The organism is Cognataquiflexum nitidum (genome assembly GCF_022538055.1).
GTDB classification, from domain to species: domain Bacteria; phylum Bacteroidota; class Bacteroidia; order Cytophagales; family Cyclobacteriaceae; genus Cognataquiflexum; species Cognataquiflexum nitidum.
In genome coordinates, this window is record NZ_JAKZAM010000009.1 from 33,666 (window position 1) to 58,582 (window position 24,917).

The following is a 24,917-nucleotide window of genomic DNA, read 5'->3' on the forward strand; positions in this document are numbered from 1 at the left end:
GGAATCCAAAAATATTATTTTGACTCAAACGATCAGTCCGATACCACCGAAAATAGAACCAACCAAAGAGCCTAATACTAACTCCGTGTTGTTATGTCTGTTCATTTTCCTCCTAGACCAGGATATAGCCAGTGCAAAAATAAGGGCTAAAATTCCCGGCAATGGCCCAATTTCAAAGACATTCACAACGATATAAAAAGCAATTCCTGCATGCATGGAAGCCTTGATCTTTAGGTTGGCCAATGCCATTGTCAGTACCATCACAAAAAAAACCAGGGTTTGACGGATGACTTCCTCTGGGAATTTCAAAACCCAAAATGCCATTAATAATACTACAAAAAGGCTGATAGCGAAAGGATAGAATCCCATCCTTTGTTTTTGGTCCGATACATCAAAGTTGGAATATTCTCCCTTTTTCATTTTTTTCCAATTATGCCATATGATCGGAACCGCTACGAGCAAGATGACCAGGAGAGAAACCAAGATGGCCGTATTCCTATCCAGATTTTTAAATGACATAAAGATGACATAGGCATTTCCAAATAGGAGTGGATGTCCGACTATGGAGATTGCTTTTGCGGTTTTTTGGCTGTCCAATATCATCTGATTGGCTGTATAAGATCCCAAAGATTGCCATACAGGTCCTCAAATACCGCTACAGTCCCATAAGGCTCAGTGCTTTTTGGACGGAAGATTTTGATGTTCTGATCAAAGAGATTTTGGTAATCCCTTTCGAAATCATCGGTGTACAAAAACAAAAATACACGTCCCCCGCTTTGGTTTCCGACTGCCTGGAGCTGGACTTCATCTGCCGCTTTGGCCAATAAGATTTCGCATTGTCCATATTCATATCCCGGAGGTGCGATTCTGACCCATCTTTTGGAATCAGACATGCGGGTGTCTTCCAATAATTGAAAGGAGAGTTTTTTGGTGTAAAAAGCGATGGCTTCGTCATAGTCCCTGACTACCAAGGCAAATTTTGCGATGAATTGTTTCATTGTTTTGTCTTTTGATTGATTTGGTTCAACTGGAATATCCATGAGTGTTCCAAGCCAACAATTAATTATTTTCTACAGATTTTATTCCTGTTTTTTGTTATGGTTATTTTTTTTGATTCCGCGTTGTTGCACCCAGCCATAAAATTAATAGTAGAAGAATGATTAGCGAGCTCTGTGGATAGTGGACTGTCCATGGACGAATTCCACATCTGATAAAGTCTCTTCAAACCCTTGGTGCAATATTGCTGTTACTCATAATTATTTTTTGGATTTTGAGGTGGGAGATGGGGATGGTCTTCTTTTTTACATGTCATTTTTTATTTTCTCAGCGACGGAGGCAGCGATATGTTCATAGCCATTGTCGGAAGGATGTATTCCATCTTCGGAAAAAAAAGTATCTGACAATATAGCTTCGTGATTTTCAAAGGAAAGGTGTGGCAATTTTCTTTCTAGAAGTTGGAGTTCTCTAGTCAGCAATCCCCTATGCCACCCTAAGAAAAAACGCATGATACCCGGTATCAGCGGGAATTCTTGAACAGGTGGAATCAACGGAATAATTACTTTTTTCACTCCTTTTTTTTCTTTCAAAAATGCAATGAATGACTCCATTTCCTTTCTGAATTTCCAAGGGGCGGTGAATTTAAAACAATCATTGGCACCGATAAGAATGATGGTTTTGGATATGGAAATGGCTACTTCTTTTTCAGATTTTCCAAATAAAACCTTAAGACTTTCTGCCTTTAGTCCATTTTCTCCAATATTGAAAATGGTGAATTCACCTCTGGTATGTCTGAAAATCTGAGCTGCAAATGTGGTTTCAATGCTGCTTGCGCCTACCCCCGCGGCAGTGGATTCTCCGATAATAAGGAGGTTATTGGCTGTCTTGTCACCTGCAATTTTCAAAAAGTTGCTCCTTGAAGGAAGTTTGACAATATTTTCTTTAAGTTTTTTTCCTTTGACATAAAGGATCGGGAAAACTGAGACCAAAAGTACCATTTCCAAAAAATACAAAAAGGAGTTACGCATGGTTTATCGAAGTGGCTTAAACAAAACACCAAGTCTTAGTCTAAGACTTGGTGTTGATATTATCAACAATTGGAAGCTTATCCTCCCACTTTTTTGACTTTATAGCCCTCTTGAATCAGAATCTGAAGGACTTTGTCACGGTGGTCGCCTTGAATCAAGATTTCTCCTTCTTTAGCACTTCCCCCGACACCGCATTTGTTTTTGAGCAATTTGCCAAGTTCTTTGAGGTCATCCTCCGTCCCTACAAATCCTTCTATCAAAGTCACCTGCTTGCCGCCCCGGGATTTTTTGTCCAACATCACTTTTAGGTTTTGCTTTTGGGGAGATAATGTTTCTTCTTCCTGTTCACCTCCAAAATTAAAAGCAAAATCAGTACTTGTGGAATAGACAACTCCGTCTCTTTTCTTCCAATCGTTATTATTCTTTTTTGACATTTTATTTTTTTGATTTCATAGTCCATACTGGCCTTTGGGCAGCATTGACAACATCCTCCGCAATACTTCCGCTCAATAGGTGGAGAAATCCGGTCCTGCCATGGGTGGCCATGGCGATCATGTCTGCATCTACGTCGTCTGCAAACTCAAGGATACCTTCCTCCTCTGATGTGCTGTTGTACACCTGCATGGAAGCCGCATTGATCTCAAAATCTTCCACAAAGGTTTTCATCTTTTCAATAGAAGTCCTCGTGCTCTCAAACATCGATGGGGTATTGATTTTGACAAGATGTAAATCGGCATCGATCGTACCGATAGCAGCCTTTAGTCTGTCAATTACCTCACTTGGAACATTGCTGAAGTCACTTGCAAAGATCACTTTACGGATACTATCTGCCGAGATAGGTCCTTTGATCGTGATGACTGGGCAGGATGCATGCCTGACGACTTTTTCCGTATTGCTTCCTATCAAAACCTCTTCCATTCCCGTAGAACCCTTGCTGCCCATGATCACGATATCCGCTTTGGCATCGATTATTTCTTTTGAAATACCTGCATATGGATTTCCAAAAACCATTTTGGTTTCAAATTTAAATCCACTGTCTTTGAATTCATCTTCAAGAGCAGCCAATTGCCTTTTTCTCTTTTCAATCAATTCGATCATAAAAATCTGATTGGACTCACTGCTAAAAGAACCAACTTCACCTATAGTCGAGAAACTCTGGGGCGAGGGAAGTTCAATTACATGCAAGAGTTCTAGTTTGTTTTTTGTCCTTTTTGCCATTTCTGTGGCAAATTCAAAAGCATAGTCTGCTTCTTTGGAAAAATCATAAGGAACGAGAATTGTTTTCATGGTGTAGGGTTTTTATTGATTCTTGAAAATACAAAAATTAGCTCAATCCTTTAAACAACTAACTCTTTTTATCTAAAAAAATAATATTCCAATACCAAATGCTAGTACCCAAAGTAAAGTTGAAATCGCCATTTTTTTTAGGTAAGGGTCAAGTTCCCATGCTTCAATTTTGGATGCTACGGATCTCCCTACAAACACCATTCCAGGTAATGCTGCCAAAGCAATCAAACATCCATAGGTTTGATTCATTATCGCAAACAAGATCAAAAAAAGATTGCCTCCAAAAATCAATACCCAATTGTAGACAACAGCATTTTTTCTACCGATCCGAACTGGAATGGATTTTTTTCCGGCTAAAGTATCCGCTTTGATATCCCGGATATTATTGATGTTCAACACCGCTGTACTGAAAAAACCCAATGAAACAGCTGGCAAAACAATACTCCAATCGAAGGATAGGGAATGCAGAAAATACGTGCCTAAAACCCCCAGCAACCCAAAAAACAGGAATACCGAAATATCCCCTAATCCGGCGTAGCCATAGGGTTTGCTACCTGAAGTATAAGTCACAGCAGCTACGATGGCAGCGATACCCAAACCCAAAAACAAGAAAAATATCTTCCAATCCTGAAGAGAAATGAATAGGAGGATTATTCCGGATACAAACGAAAGCACACCCAAAAAGACCATTGCTTTTTTCATTTCTTCCAAGCTTATGATGCCCGACTGTACAGCCCTGATAGGACCTTCGCGCTCAGCAGAATCCGCACCATGGATACTGTCACCATAGTCGTTTGCGAGATTGGAAAGAATCTGAAGAAATACAGTAGTGATTGCTGCCAATAAAAATACCCAAAAGCGAAATTCCTCTTGGTAGGCTGCAAGAAATGATCCCATTAAAATACTTGATAAAGCCAACGGTAACGTTCTCAAACGGATGGCGTGCATCCAGGCTTGTTTTTTATTGGATAAGGTAACTTCCACGTTTTTATTTTGGGTCAAAACTAACAAAAAGACCTGTTTTCGGAAGGAAAACAGGTCTTTTTGTAACAAGAATTTGTGTTATGCTGCAATTAATTTCAAGATTTCCTCATCCATAGGTTTTACAGAGGAAGGGAAGAATTTTACCAATTCTCCTTTTTCATTGATGAAGTATTTGCAGAAGTTCCACGTCGGTTCTTTCTCGTTCCAACCGTTCATATCCTTGTCAGAAAGCCATCTGTAAAGGGGGGATTTGTCAGCACCTTTGACGGACACCTTGTCCATCATTTGGAATGTGACACCAAACTTTGAAGAACAGAATTCTTTTATTTCTTCATTTGTTCCGGGCTCTTGGCCGCCAAAGTTATTGGCAGGAAATCCAATGATGGTCACATCATCTCCATGTTCTTCGTGGAGTTTTTGTAAATCTTCATATTGTGGCGTATAGCCGCACTTGGAAGCGACGTTGACGATTAGAAGTTTTTTTCCTTTGTACTGGGAAAAATCAACTTCCTCGCCATTGATATCTTTCATTTTAAAATCGTAAATGGATTTTTCCATCATCATTTGGTCTAGTGTTACATCGGTGGATGGCTCTTGCTTTTGAATGCCTGCAGTGCAGGCAAAAGCGATGATTGCGAAAACAAAAAGGATTTTTTTCATATTACATTCTGTCTGGGACTTTGATACCTAATAACTGCATGCCCTTGCGGATTGTTTTGGCGGTAATGGCAGAAATCGCGATTCTGAAGGATTGGACCTTAGGGTCATTTTCATGAAAGATCGACAATTCTGCGTAGAATCTATTGTATTCTTTAGCCAAGTCAAAAAGATACTGGGCTAATACTGAAGGGGAATATTCTTCTCCTGCTGCTGTGATTTTTTTCTCAAATTCATTCAATATCACAATCAGGTCTCTTTCTGCAGGCTCCAATTTATCTAATCCTTCAAATCCCGCACTGCTGTAATCTACTCCGATCTGATCTGCTTTTCTGAGAATAGACGCGATCCTTGCATGCGAATATTGGATAAACGGACCGGTATTTCCCTGGAATTCTATGGATTCCTGAGGATTGAAAAGCATCCTTTTTTTAGGATCGACTTTGAGTAAGAAATATTTCAAAGCACCCATTCCCAATATTTCATAGAGTTCAGCGGCTTTTTCAGCGCTAAAACCATCGATTTTGCCCAACTCTTTGGTATGGCTTTCGGCAGTGTCTATCATTTCCTGCATGAGGTCATCTGCATCGACTACGGTTCCTTCGCGGGATTTCATCTTTCCGGTAGGCAAATCCACCATTCCGTAGGACAAGTGATACAGGCCATCTCCATATGGACGGCCTAACTTGCGCATGATCTTGAATAACACGTCGAAATGGTAATCCTGCTCGTTGCCGACTACATAGACCGATTTGTCAAAATGGAAATCCTGGTATTTCAATTCACAGGTTCCCATGTCCTGCGTGATGTAGACCGAAGTGCCATCAGCCCTCAGGACCAGTTTTTCATCCAAACCATCGGCTGAAAGATCGACCCAAACTGAACCGTTTTCTTTTTTAAAAAAGACGCCTTTTTCCAGGCCTTCGTCTACTATGTTTTTTCCCAAAAGGTAAGTATCTGATTCGTAGTAAAACTTATCGAAATCGACTCCCATTTTTTTGTAAGTCGCATCAAATCCCTCATAGACCCATCCGTTCATGGTTTTCCAAAGGTCTACGACATCTTTGTCTCCTGCTTCCCAGAGTCGAAGCATTTCCTGTGCTTCGAGCATCAGAGGAGAATTTTTCTTGGCCTGTTCTTCTGTTTGGCCTTCGGCAACAAGCTGTTGTATTTCTTTTTTATATTCCTTGTCAAAAATCACATAGTATTTTCCTGCCAAGTGGTCTCCCTTCAATCCGCTTGATGCTGGAGTTTCTCCATTGCCATGCTGTCGGTATGCCACCATTGATTTGCAGATGTGGATACCGCGGTCATTGACCAGGTTGGCTTTGACCACTTCATAGCCGTTGGCTTTCAGGATTTCAGCAACAGCATAGCCTAGGAAATTATTCCTCAAGTGCCCAAGATGTAGCGGCTTGTTGGTATTTGGGCTGCTGTATTCTACCATTACCTTTTTGCCATTTGTGGGAAGTTGGCCCAGATCCGCATTGCCGTAGATCTTTGAAAAAATATCCAACCAAGATGTCTCGCTCACGGAAATGTTCAGGAATCCTTTGACGGTGTTGAAAGAAGATACCACATCGCAGTTTGCCACGAGGTATTCCCCAATCTTTGCGCCAGAAGCCTCAGGATTGAGTTTGGTGATTTTCAAAAACGGAAACACCACAAATGTAAAAGTGCCCTCAAATTCCTTGCGGGTGGGTTGTAGGGCCAGTTCTTCTAAAGTTGCTTGATGGCCAAAAAGCTCTTGAAAAGCTTGTTGGATGCTGGCTGTTATTTTCTGTTCTATATTCATGAAATAGACATGAGACGTGAGATATGAGACGTGAGACTGTAACCATCGATCGGTATTAGTATCTCTTTCTCAGTTTTTAAATTTTATTTTTTTATTAACCAATAACCAAATAACCAATAACCAAATAACCAATAACCCTTAAACTTAAAAGTTATCCACTAATGACTTGGTAGTCGCTTCTAGAATGTCGAAGGCGTTTTCGGCCATCAGGTTTTCGGAATCTAGGGTTGGATTTACTTCGACGATTTCCCAACAGCAAACCCGTTTGTCTTTGATCAACTCTGTGTTGAGTTCAAGGGCTTCTTTCACGGTTAATCCATTGGCAACGGGCGTTCCGGTGCCCATAGAGATTGAGGAGTCTAGGCTGTCCACATCAAAGGAAATGTATATCTGATCACAATCTCCAAGGGTGCTGAGAGCTTCTGCGGCTACTTTGGTGATGCCAAGATTCCTGACTTCCTCTGTCGTGAAATTCTTGATCCCATATTTTTTTATCAGAAAATCCTCAGGTGCTTCTGTATCCCTTACGGAAATGAAGACAATGTCCTGCGCTTTTATTTTTGGTGCGTCTCCGCCGATTTTTTTTATTTTCTCCCAATATTGAACCGTCTCTTGGGTAGGCTGATTGACTTCGCAGTCCCTGTTGTCAGTCTGAATACACATCGCCAAAGGCATCCCGTGCATATTTCCAGATGGGGTGGTGTATGGGGTGTGGAGGTCTGCATGTGCATCGATCCAGATTACCCCGAGTCGCATTTCAGGATGCGCAGCCTTGATACCCATGATTGTTCCTGCTGCGGTGGAGTGGTCTCCTGCCAATACGATTGGGAATAATTTTTCCAATCTTAAAGATTCAATGGTGCTATAGACATTTTTCAAAACCTGATACACACCATCGATATATTTGGCATGTGGATGTTTGTTTCCTTTCCAAAGAAAATTGTTCGCGTCGGGGACATTTATTGGATCAAATCGGGTGAAGAAATCTGAAGTTTTGTCAAGACTGGCGATTTTAAGCGCGTCAATTCCAAGACTCGCACCTCTCGTTCCTGCTGCAATTTCAGATCGCACCTCGACCAATTTTATATCTCTCATAGATGGGTTATCCGGGCTTAATTCAATTTTTCTTCATTCGAAGTGCCGCAAAAGTAGTCAAAAAAAGGCTGAAAAACCATTAGGATGGATTGATTTGAGAAAGTCTCCTCTTCCTAAAACAGGCATTTTCCCAAGGTTGATTTTTTGGATCCCATGGTTTTGATGTTAATTCAATATTTCTGGTTTATTTCGGAAAATGATTTGTAAAATATGAAAATCGGGCTTTGCTAATGAACATCAAAAATAAAGTCGGATGGAAGACCGCATCAGGTTTGGTGATTGCCAACATGATCGGAACGGGGGTTTTTACCAGTCTGGGTTTTCAGGTTGCGGAAAGTCAGAATACCTGGAGCATCATCCTGCTTTGGGTGATAGGAGGGTTGATGGCGCTGATAGGTGCATTTGTCTATGCCGAGCTGGGTACCCATTTCAAACAATCCGGGGGTGATTACATCTTTCTTTCGAGAACCATTCATCCTGCTGCAGGCTACCTCTATGCCTGGATTTCCCTTACTGTGGGTTTTTCGGCGCCGATTTCCATTGCGGCCATGGCCATGGTCGAGTATTGGGAGCCATTGATAGGTTTCCACAATAGCAGGTCTATTGGTATGGCAGCGATTTTGATGATGGGTTTGTTTCACTCTTTTTCAGTCCACCAATCAGGTCTTGTCCACAATATCCTTACCGGTATCAAATTGCTTTTTGTCTTTCTCCTCATTGGATTGGGATTCGGATATGCTTCAGTTCTCTCGGAAAGTAGTTTTGATTTTAGCGCTTCTTGGAAAGGGGAGATTTTTGCTCCGGGATTTGCGGTCTCATTGATCTATGTTTTTTATGCCTATACAGGATGGAATTCTGCAGCCTATATCGTGGAGGAGATAGACAAACCGCGAGAAAGTCTTCCTAAGGCCTTGATATCTGCAGCTGTCCTTGTTATGGTCGTTTACGTGTTGTTGCAACTTGTATTTCTTAAGCATGCATCCATTGAGCAGCTGCAAGGAAAGGTTCAGGTGGCCACATTGGCATTTGGAAACCTTTTTGGAACACACGGGGTGTTTTGGGTAAGCCTGTTTATCGGAATCCAGCTCATAGCCACAATAAGCGGCTATACTTGGGTAGGACCAAGGATTACCAATGCGATGGCCAAAGAATATGTGTTTTGGAAACCATTGGCTTTGGTCAACAAAAACGGTATTCCAGTCAGGGCTATATGGTTCAATACTTTTGTGAGTCTTCTATTGATGTTTACAGGGTCTTTTGAGGCGATCATGTTGTATGCGGGTTTTGTTCTTCAAGTCATGGGAACCTTGACCATAGCGGCTTCATTGCGGCTGAAAAACAGGTCGGGGTTTCAAAGTCCATTCCGGCCATGGCTGCAATGGATATATATTGGTTTTAGCCTTTGGGTGATGGTATTCATGGTTTATGACCGTCCAAAAGAAAGCCTTTTTGGATTGGGAATAATCTTTGTAGGTTTCATACTTTATCTTTTTGATACATTGAAAAAGTCGAATAAAGTATGATCAAATCAAAGCTTCCTGATGTAGGTACCACCATATTTACAGTCATGTCCAAGTTGGCTACGGATTGCAATGCCATCAACCTTGCGCAGGGATTTCCTGGATTTGATTGCTTTCCCTATCTCCATGATCTGGTGACCAAATATGTAAGTGAGGGGTTTAACCAATACGCTCCCATGAGCGGAGTGCCGATTTTCAAGCAAAGGATTGCCGAAAAAACCAAATTGGCTTATGGGGTGGACTTCAAGGAAGAATCGGAAGTTACCGTTGTTTCCGGCGCTACTGAAGCCCTTTTTGCAGCTGTGACGGCAGTGGTTAGGCCGGGTGATGAGGTTATTTTGCTCGAACCCTCCTATGACAGCTACGCTCCGGCTGTGCTGTTGAATGGCGGAATTCCGGTATATGTTTCTCTAAAGCTTCCTGATTTTTCGGTGGATTGGGACAGGGTAAAATCAGCCATCTCTGACAAAACAAGACTGATCATGGTAAATACTCCCCACAATCCATGCGGCTATGTCTGGACTCAGGATGACCTCAACACCTTAGCCGAATTGATTCAGGACAGGGAAATATATGTTGTAAGTGACGAAGTATATGAGCATATTACTTTCGATGGAAGGAAGCACCGCCCCTTGTTCAGTCATCCTCTGCTTAAAGAAAGGACTTTTGCCTGTGGCTCTTTTGGAAAGACTTTCCATATCACAGGATGGAAAATAGGATATTGCCTCGCTCCCGAAAAACTGACTGCAGAATTCCGGAAAATCCATCAATTCCTGACCTTCAGCACAGCTACTCCATTACAGTATGCATTGGCAGATTTTATGGTGGAACCATCCAGGTACCTCCATCTCAATGACTTTTATCAACGAAAAAGGGATTTGTTTTGTCAGGGTTTGAAAAATACGCCTTTTGAATTCACCCCCTCTCAGGGAAGTTTTTTTCAAATGGTTTCCTATGCCCACCTTTCCCAGGAATCTGACTATGACCTCTCAGTGCGGATGACCCGGCAGATTGGTGTTGCAAGTATTCCAGTCTCTGTTTTTTACCATAACAAAACCGACCATAAAATGCTCAGGTTCTGTTTTGCCAAGGAAGATGATGTCTTGGAAAAAGCACTCGAATTGTTTCAGAAACCTTTGTTTTGAGGGATAAGCCTTATTCTATAAACTCTTAAGCCTTTACAGACATAAAAAATAACAGCCTTACTCTATTTTGGTAAATAGAATGGCGATGGAATGCGATGTGACTTCATAGGTAGGCTCTGTATAATTTCCACCTTCTGACCAAAGACAGATGTCGCAAGGCCCATCAAGGCTAGTATCTATCCACCTTCTCCAGATGACTTGTTTTCCATTGATTGTTGGGGGGATTTCGAAGTCGAGATTTTGGTTGTAGGAATTGATCAGGTAATGCATTGCCATTTTTCCATTAAGAGACATGATAGTCATGGCTATGCTGAGTGAGGTTGGAGACCAATCAGGTTTGTTGAGTTTGACCCCGTGCCAATTGATTTTGGAATTCATGAGCATTTCCTTCAGGCTCATGTTGAAGGTGGATTGGGAAGTTTCCCGCAACAAGCGTTTTTTGATCAGGATCTTGACAAATCTGAAAATTTCTGCATTTTTTTCTACCAAATCCCAATTGAACCAAGTGAGTTCATTGTCTTGACAATATGCGTTGTTATTGCCTTGTTGGGTGTGGAGGATCTCATCTCCCATCAAAAGCATGGGAGCCCCTAATGACAATAAGGTGACGGTGAAAAAATTTTTGATCTGCCGTTTTCGAATTGCCAAAACCTCAGGATCGTCAGTCGGCCCTTCGATACCACAATTCCAGCTTAGATTGTCATTGTGTCCGTCTCGGTTGTTTTCGCCGTTTGCAAAGTTGTGCTTGACATTATAGGAAACAAGGTCATTCAAAGTAAAACCATCATGGCAAGTGACAAAGTTGATGCTTTGCTCCAATTCTCTGTTTTTGGATTCATACATGTCAGGGCTTCCTATGAGCCTTGTTACAAAATCACCCACTTTTCCCTTGTCTCCGCGGAGAAAACTGCGGGCATCATCCCTGAATCTTCCATTCCATTCCTTCCAACTGTCGCCGGTGAAGTTGCCTACCTGATATAATCCTGAGGCGTCCCAAGCCTCAGCAATCAGCTTGGTGCCTGCCAAGATCGGGTCGGATTCGATATCCCAAAGAATCGGTGCGTTTTCGATAGGATTACCCCTTTCATCCCTTGACAAAATAGAAGCAAGGTCAAACCTAAAGCCATCCACATGCATGTCCCGCACCCAAAAGTGCAGACTTGAGATGATCATCTTGCGGACTATTGCTTGGTTGGCATTAAGGGTATTACCGGTTCCTGAATAGTTTTTATACTTGGAACGGTCATTGTCCAAGATATAATAAATGCTGTTATCTATTCCCCGGAAAGTATAAGTCGGGCCTTCTTCGTGGTTTTCTGAGGTATGGTTAAATACTACATCCATGATCACTTCCAATCCTGCGCGGTGAAGGGCTTTGACCATATCCCTGAATTCATCCAACACTTTCAAGGGATTTTCGGGATCGGTACTGTAGCCCTGATGCGGGGCAAAGAAAGAAATGGGACTGTAGCCCCAATAGTTGGATTTGCCCTCAGGGGCATCCTGAACATCAAACTGAAATACTGGCAGAAGTTCTACGGCTGTGATACCGAGTTCGACGAGGTAGGGGATCTTTTCTATCAGCCCTGCAAAAGTTCCCCTTTTGTGTGGGGCAACTCCTGAGTTTGGATTTTTGGTAAATCCGCCGACATGCATTTCATAAATCACCGTGGATGAAAATGCTTTTCTTGGATGTTTATCACCTTCCCAATCATACAATCCCAGATCGACAATGACACTTTTCAGGGACATGGCATCCTCTTTTCCGAATTTGCTGACGGCTTTCCTGTTGAATTGTTTGGGTATGGAAACAGCCTTGGAATAGGGGTCAAGCAATATTTTGGAAGAATCAAACCGGTGTCCAAGCATGGGTTCAAATGGCCCATGTACACGGTAACCATAAAGTTGACCAGGCTTAACTCCGGCAACAAAAATATGCCAATAGTGATATGTTTTATTTTTGGAGGCATCCAAACGGAATGTTTGGATTGGTTGGGTATCCTCTACTTTGTTAAAAAAAAGCAATTCTACCCAAACAGCATTTTTTGAAAAAAGACAAAAATTAACTCCTTCAGAAGTAATACTCGGTCCGATGGGGAAGCTTTGACCTACTGAAGTTGAGTATGGTGTGATAGTGATAGACATTGGGCGAATTTGTCTCTGCAAGTATTCTGCGCCGAATTAAGCAGGATTTTAAACGTGAAACAAGCAAAACCCCCATGCAGTTTGCAAATACTTAGTCATCTTTTAATGGAGCCACTATAGATTGGTATTAAATGTCCTCAAACTTTACTCGCCAAAAGTGATTTCTAGAGCTATTTGGGCTTAAGATAGTATTTTTTAAAAACCCTATAAAAATGATAGGGTAATTAGGATAATTAAAATCCATCTTTTATATTTGAAGCATGGTTTTGAAAAAACTGCATTCCAATACAAAATTATTATCCCATGGCATCTCAAATTTCCACCCAACAAGCTCCAATTCATGAATCATTCACTTTTCAGAGTGTTTCAAAAAAATCAGAAATTCTTGCTCCTTCGGTAAGCGTAACTGAAATGATCATGGCTTGTGATATGGTAGAATTGACAGGTCAGGGTTCATTCAATTTTCCGAACTATCCGGAAGCCAACAAAAATTTTCAGGTGCTTTATTTCAGGCTTGCTTCTGATTTCGAAAGCCTCAAAGGTTTGTTTAACGGTTTGATCAGCATCGGGCAACCGAATGGCGTGATGCTGGAATTCGAAAAGGAATTGAATAGGTATACTTTGAAGTTCTACTCTTCTAATGAACCTGTTGTTTTAGGATATTTTTCAAAAATCACCAAGGTAATTTCAGAAGAAATCAGATTTAAAAAGATTCTTAAAAGAATAATTGAAAACCAAAAGTCTTTTGAAGCAGAGGGCCAATTGCTTCGAAACGAGATCTTCGCATAACAGTTCTCTCTATATTAAATTTTATTGTTAAGGGGAAAGTCCAAGTGGATTTTCCCCTTTTTTCATTTGATATACCAATATTAAAAGCAAATTTTGTGATTCCTTTTCAATAATTACTTCCCCAATTTGAAATGAATAAATATATCGATCTGATCCAACAGACTTTTGACTTCCCCACCAAAGAATTTAAAGTAGAAAACAATGAGCTACACTTTAATGGTGTCAACCTCATGGAAATCATTAAAACTTATGGGACGCCTCTGAAGCTGACTTATCTTCCCAAGATTTCTGAAAATATCCAGAATGCAAAAACCTTTTTTGGGAATGCCATCGAAAAGCATAATTACAAGGGGAAATACACTTACTGCTATTGTACCAAATCGTCACATTTCAGCTTTGTACTAAATGAAGCACTGAAAAATGACATCCATATAGAAACATCTTCCACTTTTGACATTCCTTTGGTCAGGAATCTTTATGCCAAAGGATTGATCACAAAGGAGACTTTTATTGTCTGTAACGGTTTCAAAAGACAGCTTTACAAGCAGTATATTTCCGAATTGCTCAATGATGGCTTTGTCAATTGTATACCCATTTTGGACAACCTTGGGGAGATCGACTATTACTTAGAGCACGTCAAAGTTCCTTTCCAAGTGGGAATCAGGATTGCAGCAGATGAGGAGCCGAAATTCGGTTTTTATACCTCAAGATTGGGAGTCAGGTACAATGACATCATTTCTCTCTACGAAGAAAAAATCAAGGACAATCCCAATGTCAGTTTGAAGATGCTTCACTTTTTTCTCAACTCGGGCATTAAGGATACTGCTTACTATTGGTCTGAACTGACCCGATTTATCCAAAAATATGTGGACCTGAAGAAAGTGGCCCCTTCCTTGGATACCATGGATATCGGTGGAGGATGGCCGATCAAAACCAATGTCTTTTTTGACTATGACTACCAATACATGGCGGAGCAGATTGTCAAAAACATCAAGTGGATGTGTGCCAAAAACCATACGGATGAACCAAATATTTTCACCGAATTTGGAAGCTATACTGTAGGGGAAAGCGGCGCGGTTTTGTATTCTATTCTGGACGAAAAACTCCAAAATGACAAAGAACTTTGGTACATGATAGATGGCAGTTTCATCACGCAGCTGCCGGATAGCTGGGGATTGAACCAAAAGTACATCATGCTTGCAGTCAACAATTGGGAGGAAGAATACCACAACATATCACTCGGAGGATTGACCTGCGACAGCATGGATTACTATAACTCAGAAGCCCATCAGTTCAATATCTACCTTCCCAAAATCGAAGAGGGAAGGAAACAATATATCGGATTTTTTCACACCGGAGCTTATCAGGAATCCCTCGGTGGGTATGGTGGGATACAACATTGCCTGATACCTGCACCGAAGCACGTGATCATTGATAGGGGAGCTGACGGTATGATCAAACATTGGCTTTTTGCCCCGGAGCAGACGAGTGATAGTATGATGAAAGTACTTGGGTATGAAAAATAAAAAAAAGGGGTGGTTTGCCGCAAACCACCCCTTTTTATTTCAAGGTACATCGGTCTTCCGACTTCAATCTTCCTCCCTGACTGAAGAAAATTCTAGGGAAATGGCAAAGAATTATATTTCCCTTGAGTTTTCAACCTTCTGCGTGATCAACTTTTTGCCCGTTTATGGTGATATATCCTTTCATACAATCAGCCGTCATGCAACTGTGAATTGGTAGAATTCCCAGCAGATCTCCAACCTTTACTTTGGAGAGCAATTCATCAGAAGCTTTGATGATGCCATGTTCCTGCGAAATACTTTTCAAAAATGACCGCTGTAAGGGTATTTTCCATCCGGTTTCTGTCAAGTAGACTACCTCACCAAAATTCTTTCCGCCGTCTGCTTCAGTCAGTACATCTTTGGCAAGATGCACGCCTCCACCATGGATCAGGATTTCTTTTCTTTCTTTTTTGATGTCTACCACAGGAACGGCCAAAGCTACCGCTACATCTTCTCTGCTGCAGCTTCCCAATGCTACCTGCATCATGTCATAAAACACAAAGTTGCCGGGACCAAGCTCATCAATATCTCCAAAGTCCTCGATTACCGAGCAGCCGGGAGTATCTCCTGTCCTGGTGACAAGGTCAGGATACTCTGACCGGTATTTATTTTTCAGCATGCTCAGAGCTGCACGGGTCTGCTCATAGATTTTTGAGATGTCTTGTTCGTAATAAGAGTGACCCGCATGAAGATAAAACCCCTTGAATCTTAGTTTTTCTGTGCTTTTGGCTTTTCGAAGAATGTTCTCAATCAATCCAAAATCCGATACCTCTACTCCTGTACGGCCATAACCCGCATCTATTTCAATAAAAAAACCTACAGGATTTTCAAGTTCATTGGCTAGCTTTTCTGTGACAGCTTCGTTGATAAGCTGCACCGATAATGACTGGGTTTTGGCAAGGTCACTCAGGTTTTTTGTTTCGAGGGGATTGAAAGGGAAAGCGATATGGATATTGTCCCAACCCTGTCCACAAAAGTATGCTGCCATCTTGATTGAAGAGACGGTAATTTCCCTGATACCGAATTCCATGGCCCATTTTCCTACCAAATGGGATTGAGGGGTCTTGAAGTGGGGCACAAGTTTTTTTTCATGTCTTTTGGCTTTTTCCAACATTTTTTGAAGGTTATGTCTGCAGATTTTTTCATCTAGCAATAGGGTAGGAGAGGTGATAGCGGAAAGTACTGACATAGTATTGACGATTTTTAATTGGGAATTGAAAGTAGGGAAAATGACCCAATCAAAAAATATTTCCCGCAGCCGATCATCAAAATAATAGGAATGAACCTGACATTTTTGGTAATTTATGCCGTGTTTTCAATCAAATAAAACCCAATTGATACCTATGAAACCTATTTCCCATTTAAAGAACCTTTTCATCCCTTTAATGCTCGGTGCCACGTTGGTTTTTTCATGCAAAGAAAAAGCCCCCATAGACCTTCAGATCACCCAAATGGATCATGAAGAAGTGAAAAAACGGGCTTCCGAAATAGAGGCGACAGTAACTCCCACTTTGGCTGAAGGGCTTTCGATGAAGCTTTGGGCAGTGGATTCCATGATTATCGATCCGGTTTCTATCAAAGTCACCGATGATGGGACTCTGTATTATGTAAGTTCTGAGCGCTTAGGGCAGTCAGAATTTGACATCCGTGGACATCAAAATTGGGAGATACAATCCATCAGCTGGAAAACTGTAGCTGATAGAAAAGCCTTTTTACGTCAGGAATTTGCACCGGAAAGGAGCGAGGAGAATAATTGGTTGAAGGATCTAAACGGAGACGGTTCTTTTGATTGGAAGGACTTGACGGTGGAAAAAGAAAGCGTGTATAAAGTGAGGGACACCAATGGAGATGGTTTGGCGGATTGGTCTCAACGAATTGTATACGATTTTCATGAAGAGGAGACGGATTTGGCTTTGGCAATTACTGTCCATGAGGATGATGTATTTTTGGGTGTTGCTCCCGATTTTTGGAGGTTACAGGATACCAATGGGGATGGGTTGATAGACAAGAAAACTTCCATTTCCCATGGATATGGCGTGCATGTTGGTTTTGGGTCACATGGCATGTCAGGTGCCAAAGTCGGTCCTGATGGAAGAATTTATTGGGCTATTGGCGACATTGGATTTAGCGGAAAAGACCAAGAAGGAGTGGAGTGGAATTATCCTAACAGGGGAGTGGTTGTCCGGTCAAATCCCGACGGAAGCGACTTTGAAGTGTTTGCCATGGGTGTTAGAAATACCCATGAATTTGCCTGGGATGAATACAATAACCTCATTTCTGTTGACAATGACGGTGACCACAGAGGAGAAAGTGAGCGTTTGGTTTACTTGGTCAATGGTTCGGATACAGGCTGGAGGATCAACTGGCAGTTTGGAAAATATCGAGATCCTGATAACAACAACTATAAAGTATGGATGGACGAGAACATGTATAAGCCTAGACATGAGGGACAGGCTGCTTACATCACTCCATGTATCATCAATTATGTAAACGGGCCAACAGGGATGGTTTACAATCCGGGAACCGCTCTTGGAGAAAGGTGGAAGAAGCACTTTTTTGTGGTCGAATTTGTAGGTAATCCTGCCCGTTCAGGGATACATGCCTTTCAGCTTAAGCCTCAGGGGGCATCTTTTGAGCTTGCCAAAACCGAATTGATCCAAACAGGGATGTTGCCTTCCGGGATAGATTTCGGACCTGACGGTGCCTTGTATGTGGCGGATTGGATCAATGGATGGGGTAACAAAAACTATGGAAGGATCTGGAAATTGGATGACAATGAAGGTCAAAATTGGGCTGCAAGGAAGGAAACTCAAAGGTTAATCACATTGGATTATTCTAAAATGTCCGAGGATGATTTGGAGGGGCACCTTTATTATGAAGATGTTCGCATCAGGAGAAAGGCCCAGTTTGAACTTGCAAAAAGAGGGGAAAAGGGAGCAAAAGTATTTGAAAAAGTGATGGCCCAAAAGGCCAATCAGATTGCTAGGATACATGCCATTGTCGGTACGAGCCAAATTGCAAGGATGAAAGACATGAAATATGCGAAGGCTATTGTTCCGCTATTGAAAGACAGTGATCCTGAAATCAGGGCGCAAGCAGCCAAATGGATTGGAGATATCAAATACAAAGAAGGTGGGGAGTTTTTGTTGGCGTTGTTGGTGGACGATTATCCCAGAGCTAGATTTTTTGGTGCAGAAGCCATCGGCCGAATTGGTTATGTACCTGCAACGACATCTTTGATTGGTCTGCTAGACAACAACAACGATGAGGATGCCTATATCAGACATGCGGCCTCTTTGGCATTGGCTAGATTGAATCAGCCTGATCAGCTAATCGCCCTGACTGGCGATCCAAGCAATGCGGTTCGATTGGGAGCTGTATTGGCACTGAGGAGACTTAGCCATCCTGAGATCCAGCAGTTTTTAAAAGACCCGAATGAATATATTGTCACTGAAGCTGCTAGGGCGATCAACGATGATTTTTCTATTGAAGAAGCGCTTCCTGCTTTGGGTGACCTTTTGGTCACCACCAAGTTTTCAAATGAACCTCTGATCAGAAGGGCAATAGGTGCCAATCTACGTGTAGGTTCTGAAAAATCCATGCAAAATCTTATTGCTTATATTTCAAATCCTGCAGCACCTTTGGTGTTGAGACAGGAAGCTATTGATGCTTTGGGAACTTGGACCAAGCCTTCGGTTTTGGATAGGGTTGATGGAAGGTACCGTGGTGAAGTTAGTAGAGATGGCGCTTTGGTTCGAACTACAGCTGCGGGTCCTTTGCTTCAATTGTTGAATGAAAAAGAAAACAAATTAAAAATCTCTGCAGTCAACGCCATCGGAAAGTTAGGAATACAGGATGGATCGGATGAGCTCTTGGCTTTAATCCAAACAGATAAATCTCCTGAAGTACGTGTTGCTTCCATCCAAGCACTTGCCAAAATGAATGCATCAAACTCAGCTACAGGTATCGAAAAAGCCATCGCTGATTCGGACAAATCCGTCAGGGTCGCAGGTTTGAGTTTAATGGAACAATTGGATATGGACAAGGCACTGAAAGTAAAGCTTTTGAATGAAATCATTGAAAAAAGAACCACTGAAGAAAAACAGGCTGCTTTGGTAGCTTTGGGTAAATTGCCTGTGGAAAATACCAAGCCACTTTTTGAGGGGCTTTTTGCCAAGATGTCTGCAGGTAAGCTCCCCACAGACATTTTATTGGAACTTTCTGAATCTGTTGAAATATCCAAAGATCCATCCCTTGCAGAAGGATATCAAAAGGCTGCAGATATGCTTTGGAAAGGGGATGTATTAGCCTCTTATCAGAGTAGCCTCAACGGCGGAGATGAAATCAAAGGAAGGGGAATATTCTTCCAATCCCAGACTGGACAATGTATGCGCTGCCATGCGTATGACGATATGGGAGCAACCGTGGGTCCGAGTATGAATGGTATAGGGAGAAAGCTAAGCAGGCAGGAGATTTTGGAGTCACTGATCGATCCAAGCAAAAGGATTGCTCCGGGATATGGTATTGTCATGGTGGAATTGAACAATGGAAAAAATGTCAACGGCATCCTTGAAAATGAAACCAATTCTACACTTCTAGTCAAGATGGGGAATCAACCTGATACCTTGATCCAAAAGAAAGATATCAAAACCCAAAAGATGGCTGCCTCAAGTATGCCAGACATGAAAGCTATCCTGAGTAGGAGGGAAATCAGGGATTTGGTCAGCTACCTTGCTACTTTAAAAGAAGATTTTTGAAAAGTTTTGGAATAATACTGATTCTAGTTATTCTAATCATTGTGGCTTTGGGGTCGGGAATGATTTGGTGGGGTAGATCTATGCTCCATAATAAAGATATACCTCTAAAAAGCCAGCTTATTCAAGCAGAAGAACCGCAAAAAGTTATGGTGTTTTTTGCACATCCTGACGATGAGATTGCGGTGGGTGGTACTTTGCTTGCATTGAAAAGTCGAGGTCATGAACTCGTCATGGTATACCTCACCAAAGGGGAAGCAGGACCTACAGGAGGATTGGTCAAGCAGGAAGAGCTTGGTGATGCTAGGGCTCTTGAAATGAAAAATGTATCTGAAATTCTGGGAGCCCAAGCATTGGAATTGTTTGATTTTCCTGACAGTGGTCTTAAAAATCTGCCTTTGGATACCTTCAAAATTGTAGCTAGGGAAATGATCGAAAAGCACCGGCCTGATGTGGTAATCAGTTACGACAGTAAAGTCGGTCTTTACGGACATCCTGACCACCGTATGGTCTCCAAGGCGATGGAAGAAGTTTTTCTGGAGGATAGAAATAGACCGGAATTTCCGATCAAAAAACTTTATCAAGTCACTTTATCGCCCAAGCAAATTGAAATTGCTTTGAAAATAGCTCCCGGCTTCCAGAGGAATTATCCCAAGACAGGAGAAGGATTGCCGGTTCCCGATTTTTCGGTTAGAACCACAGCCTATTTCTCCACTTTGGTTAGAATGATGGAAGCACATGCTACCCAACAGGCGGTATTCAGAGATCTATTGCCTTACAGGGAACAGGTGCCGGAATTCATCTATTCAAGGATTTTTGACAGGGAGTATTTTTTTGAAGTGAAGTAGGTTTCAAAATAGGGCTGCCGGAAAGGAATTAAAAAAAAACTCAATTATGATAAGACATACGGTTGTTTTCAAACTCAAATTTCCAAAAGGGTCATCCGAGGAAAGGGAGTTTCTTCAAGCTGCAAAAAATTTGGCGAAAATACCCGGAATTCAAAAATTTGAATTGCTTAGGCAAATCAGTAAAAAAAATGATTTTGATTACGGCCTTTCCATGGAATTTGATTCGGAGAAAGAGTATGATTTTTATAACCATCATCCTGACCATAACAAATTTGTGGATAGTTACTGGGGGAGTTACGTTGAAAACTTTTTGGAAATCGATTATAATCTGATTTAAACCTCCCCATAGTTCTTTTCCCCAAAAAAAAATATTGGTTAAAAAAAAATGCCCTGATGCGAATCAGGGCACTTTTGTTTTTTATTTCACCATTGTCACTTCAAAATCCAATCCCACCTCTTCAAGGGTTTCGTCTTCATTAATGTCTTCTTCGAAAGATTCTTCAAAAGAGACGATCAGTCGGTTATTTGTCAGCGTTTCGATTACAAATTCCTGGACCGTTCCATCCGTTGAAGTTAACACCAATTTGGTATTGTTGTTTTGAACCAGATAAGTTCCTGAATCTTCTTCAACCCCTCCATTTTTCACAGAATATGAACCATCTGCGTTGAATGTAAAAGTCGTGCCTTCAAGGTCAGTTTCTTCAAAAAGTGAAGCTGTAAAAAACGCTTTTGCGAAAATTGCTTCCTCCTGTGTAAGACCCATTACCTGAACGAGATAGGTGAGAAGGTCCTGTCCATCCACTGTGATGTCCAAATTATAGGAATCATAATTCCATGTCCCAACGATCGGAGAAACTTTAGGTTCGTCATCGTCATTACATGAGACGAGAACTGAAAATATCGCTAACAATCCAAGAATAACGAGCAATCTTAATTTGTATACCATGATTTTTTGGTTTAGGTAAAAATTACAAATGCTTAAAATGTGCATCCTAATATGAAAATCCCATGTAAAAACAACAAGATCAGATCCTAGATGCACATATTGAATATACGAAACCTTAACCCTTTATGATGGTAAATATGCCTTTGCTTTTTAGTGAAAATCAATAAATGAGGTATTTTTTTCTGGATTTTTTGAAACTTTCAAGATCGACCTGCCATGAAGATTTGATTTCAGCTTCGCTTTTTCCTGCCAAAATATCCTTTCTCAATTGGTCGCTACCAGCCAATTTGTCAAAGAAGTTGTTGAAGAATTTTTCCCTCTTTCCCGAAATCTCATAAGCCTCCAAAAGGTATTTAAGAGTAAACTGATGGGTCAATGGTTCATCTCTCAGGTCCCTGCCATAGCACTTTTTATCCTGCTGTGGGGGCGTTTTGGACATGCCATCGATACTTACAGGAGTGAAGGTGAAATCCCCGAACTTGGGATCGGGATAGCCATATACCTGAAAAGGAAAATAGGTTCCCCGACCCAAAGAGACATCTGTGCCTTCAAAATAACAAAGCGTCGGGTATAGGCGGATGGCAGTATCATTTGGAAGATTTGGAGATGGCTTGACAGGCAGGCTGTAGGCCATGCTGTGGTTCCAGTTTTTGACAGGAATGACTTGGATATCGCTTTTTACGCCTCCTTTAAGCCAACCTTCCCCATTGATCATCTGGGCCAATTCCCCTACAGTCAGACCGTGCACCACAGGGATGGGATGCATGCCCACAAAACTTTCATATCCTTTTTTGAGAACAGGGCCATCGATATAGTTGCCATTGGGATTGGGTCTGTCAAAAATAAACAAGGGCTTTTTGTTCTCGGCGCAGCTTTCCATCACATAATGCATGGTGCTGATGTAGGTATAAAACCTGATACCCACATCCTGCAAGTCATAGACAAGGACATCAATATCCTTTAATGTTTCGGCAGAGGGCTTTTTGTTGTTGCCATAGAGCGATACTATCGGTAATCCTGTGCGCTTGTCAATCTCAGAGTTGACCACTTCTCCGGCATCGGCATCTCCCCGGAATCCATGTTCGGGAACAAAAACCTTGACCACCGCAATTCCCTGGGACATTAGAAAATCTACCAAGTGAATGTTGTTTTTGGAAGTAATGATGGAAGTCTGATTGACTACCATACCTACTTTTTTCCCTTTCAAAAGTGGAAGGTAAACCTCAGGCTGGTCGGCAGCCGGCAAGATCATGTTTTGATTTTGGGACTGGATTTCAAGTTCAGGTTGGGCTTTTGTTTTGCAAAATGCCAGACTCTGAAGGAAAAATGTGGCGAGTATGATTATTTTGAATGGCTTCATAGTTACTTTGCAGTAGAATTTCAACCAAATAAACAAAACCATTGAACCTTTCCTATTTCATTGCCAAGAGAATCAGTTTTAAGAGGACAGGCGGTTTCACCGGAACAATCCATCGCATTGCAGTTGCATCCGTGGCAATTGGAATAGCGGTGTCTTTGGTTTCTTTTATGATTTTGGGTGGTTTTCAGGACAAAATCTCCGATAAGGTTTTTTCATTTACCGGACATTATCAGGTTCAAAAGTTTGTTTCAGGCAATGCCTTCGAAGAAAGCCCCACCTCAACCAATTCTGATTTTTATAAGGATTATACCCAAAATCAACTGATCAGCCATGTGCAGGTTTATGCACACAAGCCCGGTCTGCTAAAAGGAGATGAAGAAGTGGAGGGGGTTTTGATGAAAGGAATAGGACCTGACTTTGATACGCTGGACTTTCACAATTCAATCATTAAGGGAAGATTTATCCAGTTTTCCGATTCCGGTGCTTCCAATGAAATCCTTGTCAGCCGCAAAATCGCCGACAAACTGAGGCTTAATGTCGGAGAAAGGATTACCATGTACTTTGTGCAGGAACCCCCAAGATTCAGGAGGTTTGAGATCGTCGGACTGTATGAGACTTTTTTGGAAAATTTCGATGATAAAATCATTATTGGAGACATTCAGACCATCCGAAACCTTAATGGCTGGTCTGAGGACCAAGTAGGAGGTTTTGAAATTTTTGTCCATGACAACAAAAATTTGGATGAAATGGCTGAACCTATTTATAATTCTCTGGACTTTGACCTCAAGCTGATCAAGGTGACGGACAAGTATATCGAGATTTTTGATTGGCTGATTTTGCTCAATAACAATGTGTATATATTTCTTGGGTTGATCCTATTTGTAGCAGCCTTCAATATGGTGTCGATTTTATTTATCCTGATCATGGAAAGAACCCAAATGATCGGGATTCTAAAGGCCTTAGGGTCGACCAATAAGCAGATCAGGAAGATTTTTGTCTGGAATGGTGTCCGAATCATCGGAAGGGGTTTGCTGATAGGCAATAGTATCGCAATCTTATTTGGATTTTTGCAGCAAAAATTCAATATTGTTGCGCTTGATCCCGCAAGTTATTACATGACCTTTGTCCCGATTTCATGGAATTGGCCGGTATTTTTTATCCTCAATGCAGCTGTACTTCTGGTGACAACTCTGGTGTTGTTTATCCCTGCAATGCTGATCAGCAATATCCAACCGATCAAAGCTATACGGTTTGATTGACGTTGTAAGTCTTGAAAAAGCTTAAAAATTTCATGTAAATCACTCCCCAAACAGCCTCTTTGAAAATGTGGGTGTTCATCTTGGAAGTCCCCTTGGTGCGGTCTGTGAAAATAATGGGTACCTCTTTGATCTTAAATCCAAGTTTCCAGGTAGTGAATTTCATCTCAATCTGAAAAGCGTATCCAATGAACTTGATCCTATCCAACCTGATGCTTTCCAAGACCTTCCTTGTGTAGCATTTGAACCCTGCAGTGGCATCTTTGATGGGCATCCCGGTGATAAACTGCACGTATTTGCTCGCAAAAAAAGACATCAATACCCTTCCCATAGGCCAATTGACGACATTGACTCCGGTAATGTAGCGCGAGCCGATTGCCATATCAAAGCCATCCTGTGAACAAGCATTGTACAATTTGATCAAGTCTGCGGGATTATGGGAAAAGTCGGCATCCATCTCAAAAACGTATAGATAGCCATTGACCAGTGCATAGTGGAAACCTTCCAGATATGCGGTTCCCAAGCCAAGCTTGCCGGTTCTTTGGATCAGATGAATCCTGTCGGGAAATTCTTTTTGTAATTTCATTACTTCCGCAGCAGTCCCATCAGGGGAATTATCATCTATGATCAGGAGTTCGAATTTTCCATCCAACTCCATGACAGCCTTGCTGATGTCATGGATGTTTTCCAGCTCATTGTAGGTGGGGATGATGACAAGTTTTTCTCTGTTCATAAAATTCGAAACCC

General features: G+C 41.6%; 22 protein-coding genes. 8 read left to right on the forward strand and 14 right to left on the reverse strand.

Going from position 1 to position 24,917, the window contains the following annotated elements; genetic code table 11:
• Nucleotides 1-24: 24 nt before the first annotated feature.
• From MMU07_RS07760 to MMU07_RS07800, 9 genes are all read right to left on the reverse strand, one after another.
• Nucleotides 25-627: a hypothetical protein gene (locus MMU07_RS07760; RefSeq protein ID WP_241125291.1), complete on the reverse strand. Its 603-nt coding sequence runs from the start codon at nt 625-627 to the stop codon at nt 25-27.
• Nucleotides 600-998: a VOC family protein gene (locus MMU07_RS07765; protein WP_241125292.1), complete on the reverse strand. Its 399-nt coding sequence runs from the start codon at nt 996-998 to the stop codon at nt 600-602. Before MMU07_RS07765 ends, MMU07_RS07760 begins: the two co-directional genes overlap by 28 nt.
• A 303-nt stretch (nt 999-1,301) precedes the next feature.
• The gene (locus tag MMU07_RS07770; protein ID WP_241125293.1) at nt 1,302-2,024 is read right to left on the reverse strand and encodes an SGNH/GDSL hydrolase family protein; all 723 of its coding nucleotides are present in this window, start codon (nt 2,022-2,024) and stop codon (nt 1,302-1,304) included.
• 77 nt (nt 2,025-2,101) lie between these two features.
• Nucleotides 2,102-2,458 (reverse strand): translation initiation factor, encoded by a 357-nt coding sequence (locus MMU07_RS07775; protein WP_241125294.1) that lies wholly within the window; start codon nt 2,456-2,458, stop codon nt 2,102-2,104.
• 1 nt (nt 2,459) lies between these two features.
• The gene (locus MMU07_RS07780) at nt 2,460-3,311 is read right to left on the reverse strand and encodes a universal stress protein (protein ID WP_241125295.1); all 852 of its coding nucleotides are present in this window, start codon (nt 3,309-3,311) and stop codon (nt 2,460-2,462) included.
• Nucleotides 3,312-3,383: 72 nt separating this feature from the next.
• Nucleotides 3,384-4,295, reverse strand: coding sequence for a 1,4-dihydroxy-2-naphthoate polyprenyltransferase (locus MMU07_RS07785; protein ID WP_241125296.1), 912 nt, complete (start codon nt 4,293-4,295; stop codon nt 3,384-3,386).
• 78 nt (nt 4,296-4,373) lie between these two features.
• On the reverse strand, nt 4,374-4,955 hold the full coding sequence (locus tag MMU07_RS07790) for a glutathione peroxidase (RefSeq protein ID WP_241125297.1): 582 nt from the start codon (nt 4,953-4,955) through the stop codon (nt 4,374-4,376).
• Nucleotide 4,956: 1 nt separating this feature from the next.
• Complete coding sequence (gene argS / locus MMU07_RS07795) at nt 4,957-6,747, reverse strand: arginine--tRNA ligase (protein WP_241125298.1); 1,791 nt, start codon at nt 6,745-6,747, stop codon at nt 4,957-4,959.
• A 144-nt stretch (nt 6,748-6,891) separates the two neighbouring features.
• Nucleotides 6,892-7,842 (reverse strand): arginase, encoded by a 951-nt coding sequence (locus MMU07_RS07800; RefSeq protein WP_241125299.1) that lies wholly within the window; start codon nt 7,840-7,842, stop codon nt 6,892-6,894.
• Between the two features lie 230 nt (nt 7,843-8,072).
• Here MMU07_RS07800 and MMU07_RS07805 point away from each other — a divergent pair, with 230 nt between their 5' ends.
• Both MMU07_RS07805 and MMU07_RS07810 read left to right on the forward strand, forming a co-directional pair.
• A complete protein-coding gene (locus tag MMU07_RS07805) occupies nt 8,073-9,365 on the forward strand; it encodes an APC family permease (RefSeq protein ID WP_241125300.1) in 1,293 nt (430 codons plus the stop codon).
• A complete protein-coding gene (locus MMU07_RS07810; protein ID WP_241125301.1) occupies nt 9,362-10,507 on the forward strand; it encodes a methionine aminotransferase in 1,146 nt (381 codons plus the stop codon). Before MMU07_RS07805 ends, MMU07_RS07810 begins: the two co-directional genes overlap by 4 nt.
• Before the next feature lie 57 nt (nt 10,508-10,564).
• On the opposite strand, the gene glgX is transcribed toward MMU07_RS07810, so the two are convergent.
• A complete protein-coding gene (glgX, locus tag MMU07_RS07815) occupies nt 10,565-12,652 on the reverse strand; it encodes a glycogen debranching protein GlgX (RefSeq protein ID WP_241125302.1) in 2,088 nt (695 codons plus the stop codon).
• Between the two features lie 303 nt (nt 12,653-12,955).
• Between glgX and MMU07_RS07820 the strand changes: the two genes are divergently transcribed.
• On the forward strand, nt 12,956-13,441 hold the full coding sequence (locus tag MMU07_RS07820; protein ID WP_241125303.1) for a hypothetical protein: 486 nt from the start codon (nt 12,956-12,958) through the stop codon (nt 13,439-13,441).
• Nucleotides 13,442-13,572: 131 nt separating this feature from the next.
• Nucleotides 13,573-14,967, forward strand: coding sequence for an arginine decarboxylase (locus MMU07_RS07825; RefSeq protein WP_241125304.1), 1,395 nt, complete (start codon nt 13,573-13,575; stop codon nt 14,965-14,967).
• Between the two features lie 130 nt (nt 14,968-15,097).
• Here the strand turns inward: MMU07_RS07825 and MMU07_RS07830 are convergent, their stop codons facing one another.
• Nucleotides 15,098-16,195: an alanine racemase gene (locus tag MMU07_RS07830; protein WP_241125305.1), complete on the reverse strand. Its 1,098-nt coding sequence runs from the start codon at nt 16,193-16,195 to the stop codon at nt 15,098-15,100.
• Between the two features lie 154 nt (nt 16,196-16,349).
• Between MMU07_RS07830 and MMU07_RS07835 the strand changes: the two genes are divergently transcribed.
• From MMU07_RS07835 to MMU07_RS07845, 3 genes are all read left to right on the forward strand, one after another.
• The gene (locus tag MMU07_RS07835) at nt 16,350-19,763 is read left to right on the forward strand and encodes a HEAT repeat domain-containing protein (protein WP_241125306.1); all 3,414 of its coding nucleotides are present in this window, start codon (nt 16,350-16,352) and stop codon (nt 19,761-19,763) included.
• An 80-nt stretch (nt 19,764-19,843) separates the two neighbouring features.
• Complete coding sequence (locus tag MMU07_RS07840; RefSeq protein WP_241125307.1) at nt 19,844-20,608, forward strand: PIG-L deacetylase family protein; 765 nt, start codon at nt 19,844-19,846, stop codon at nt 20,606-20,608.
• A 46-nt stretch (nt 20,609-20,654) separates the two neighbouring features.
• Complete coding sequence (locus MMU07_RS07845; RefSeq protein WP_241125308.1) at nt 20,655-20,945, forward strand: Dabb family protein; 291 nt, start codon at nt 20,655-20,657, stop codon at nt 20,943-20,945.
• Between the two features lie 81 nt (nt 20,946-21,026).
• Here the strand turns inward: MMU07_RS07845 and MMU07_RS07850 are convergent, their stop codons facing one another.
• Nucleotides 21,027-21,554 carry a lipocalin family protein gene (locus MMU07_RS07850; RefSeq protein WP_241125309.1) on the reverse strand — a complete coding sequence of 176 codons (528 nt, stop codon included), beginning with the start codon at nt 21,552-21,554 and terminating at the stop codon, nt 21,027-21,029.
• A 160-nt stretch (nt 21,555-21,714) separates the two neighbouring features.
• Entirely contained in the window at nt 21,715-22,914 is a 1,200-nt protein-coding gene (locus MMU07_RS07855; protein WP_241125310.1) for an exo-beta-N-acetylmuramidase NamZ family protein, read from the reverse strand.
• Between the two features lie 41 nt (nt 22,915-22,955).
• Between MMU07_RS07855 and MMU07_RS07860 the strand changes: the two genes are divergently transcribed.
• Nucleotides 22,956-24,173, forward strand: a complete 1,218-nt coding sequence (locus MMU07_RS07860) for an ABC transporter permease (protein WP_241125311.1) — start codon at nt 22,956-22,958, stop codon at nt 24,171-24,173.
• Here the strand turns inward: MMU07_RS07860 and MMU07_RS07865 are convergent.
• A complete protein-coding gene (locus MMU07_RS07865) occupies nt 24,157-24,903 on the reverse strand; it encodes a polyprenol monophosphomannose synthase (RefSeq protein WP_241125312.1) in 747 nt (248 codons plus the stop codon). The genes MMU07_RS07860 and MMU07_RS07865 overlap by 17 nt on opposite strands.
• Between the last annotated feature and the right edge of the window lie 14 nt (nt 24,904-24,917).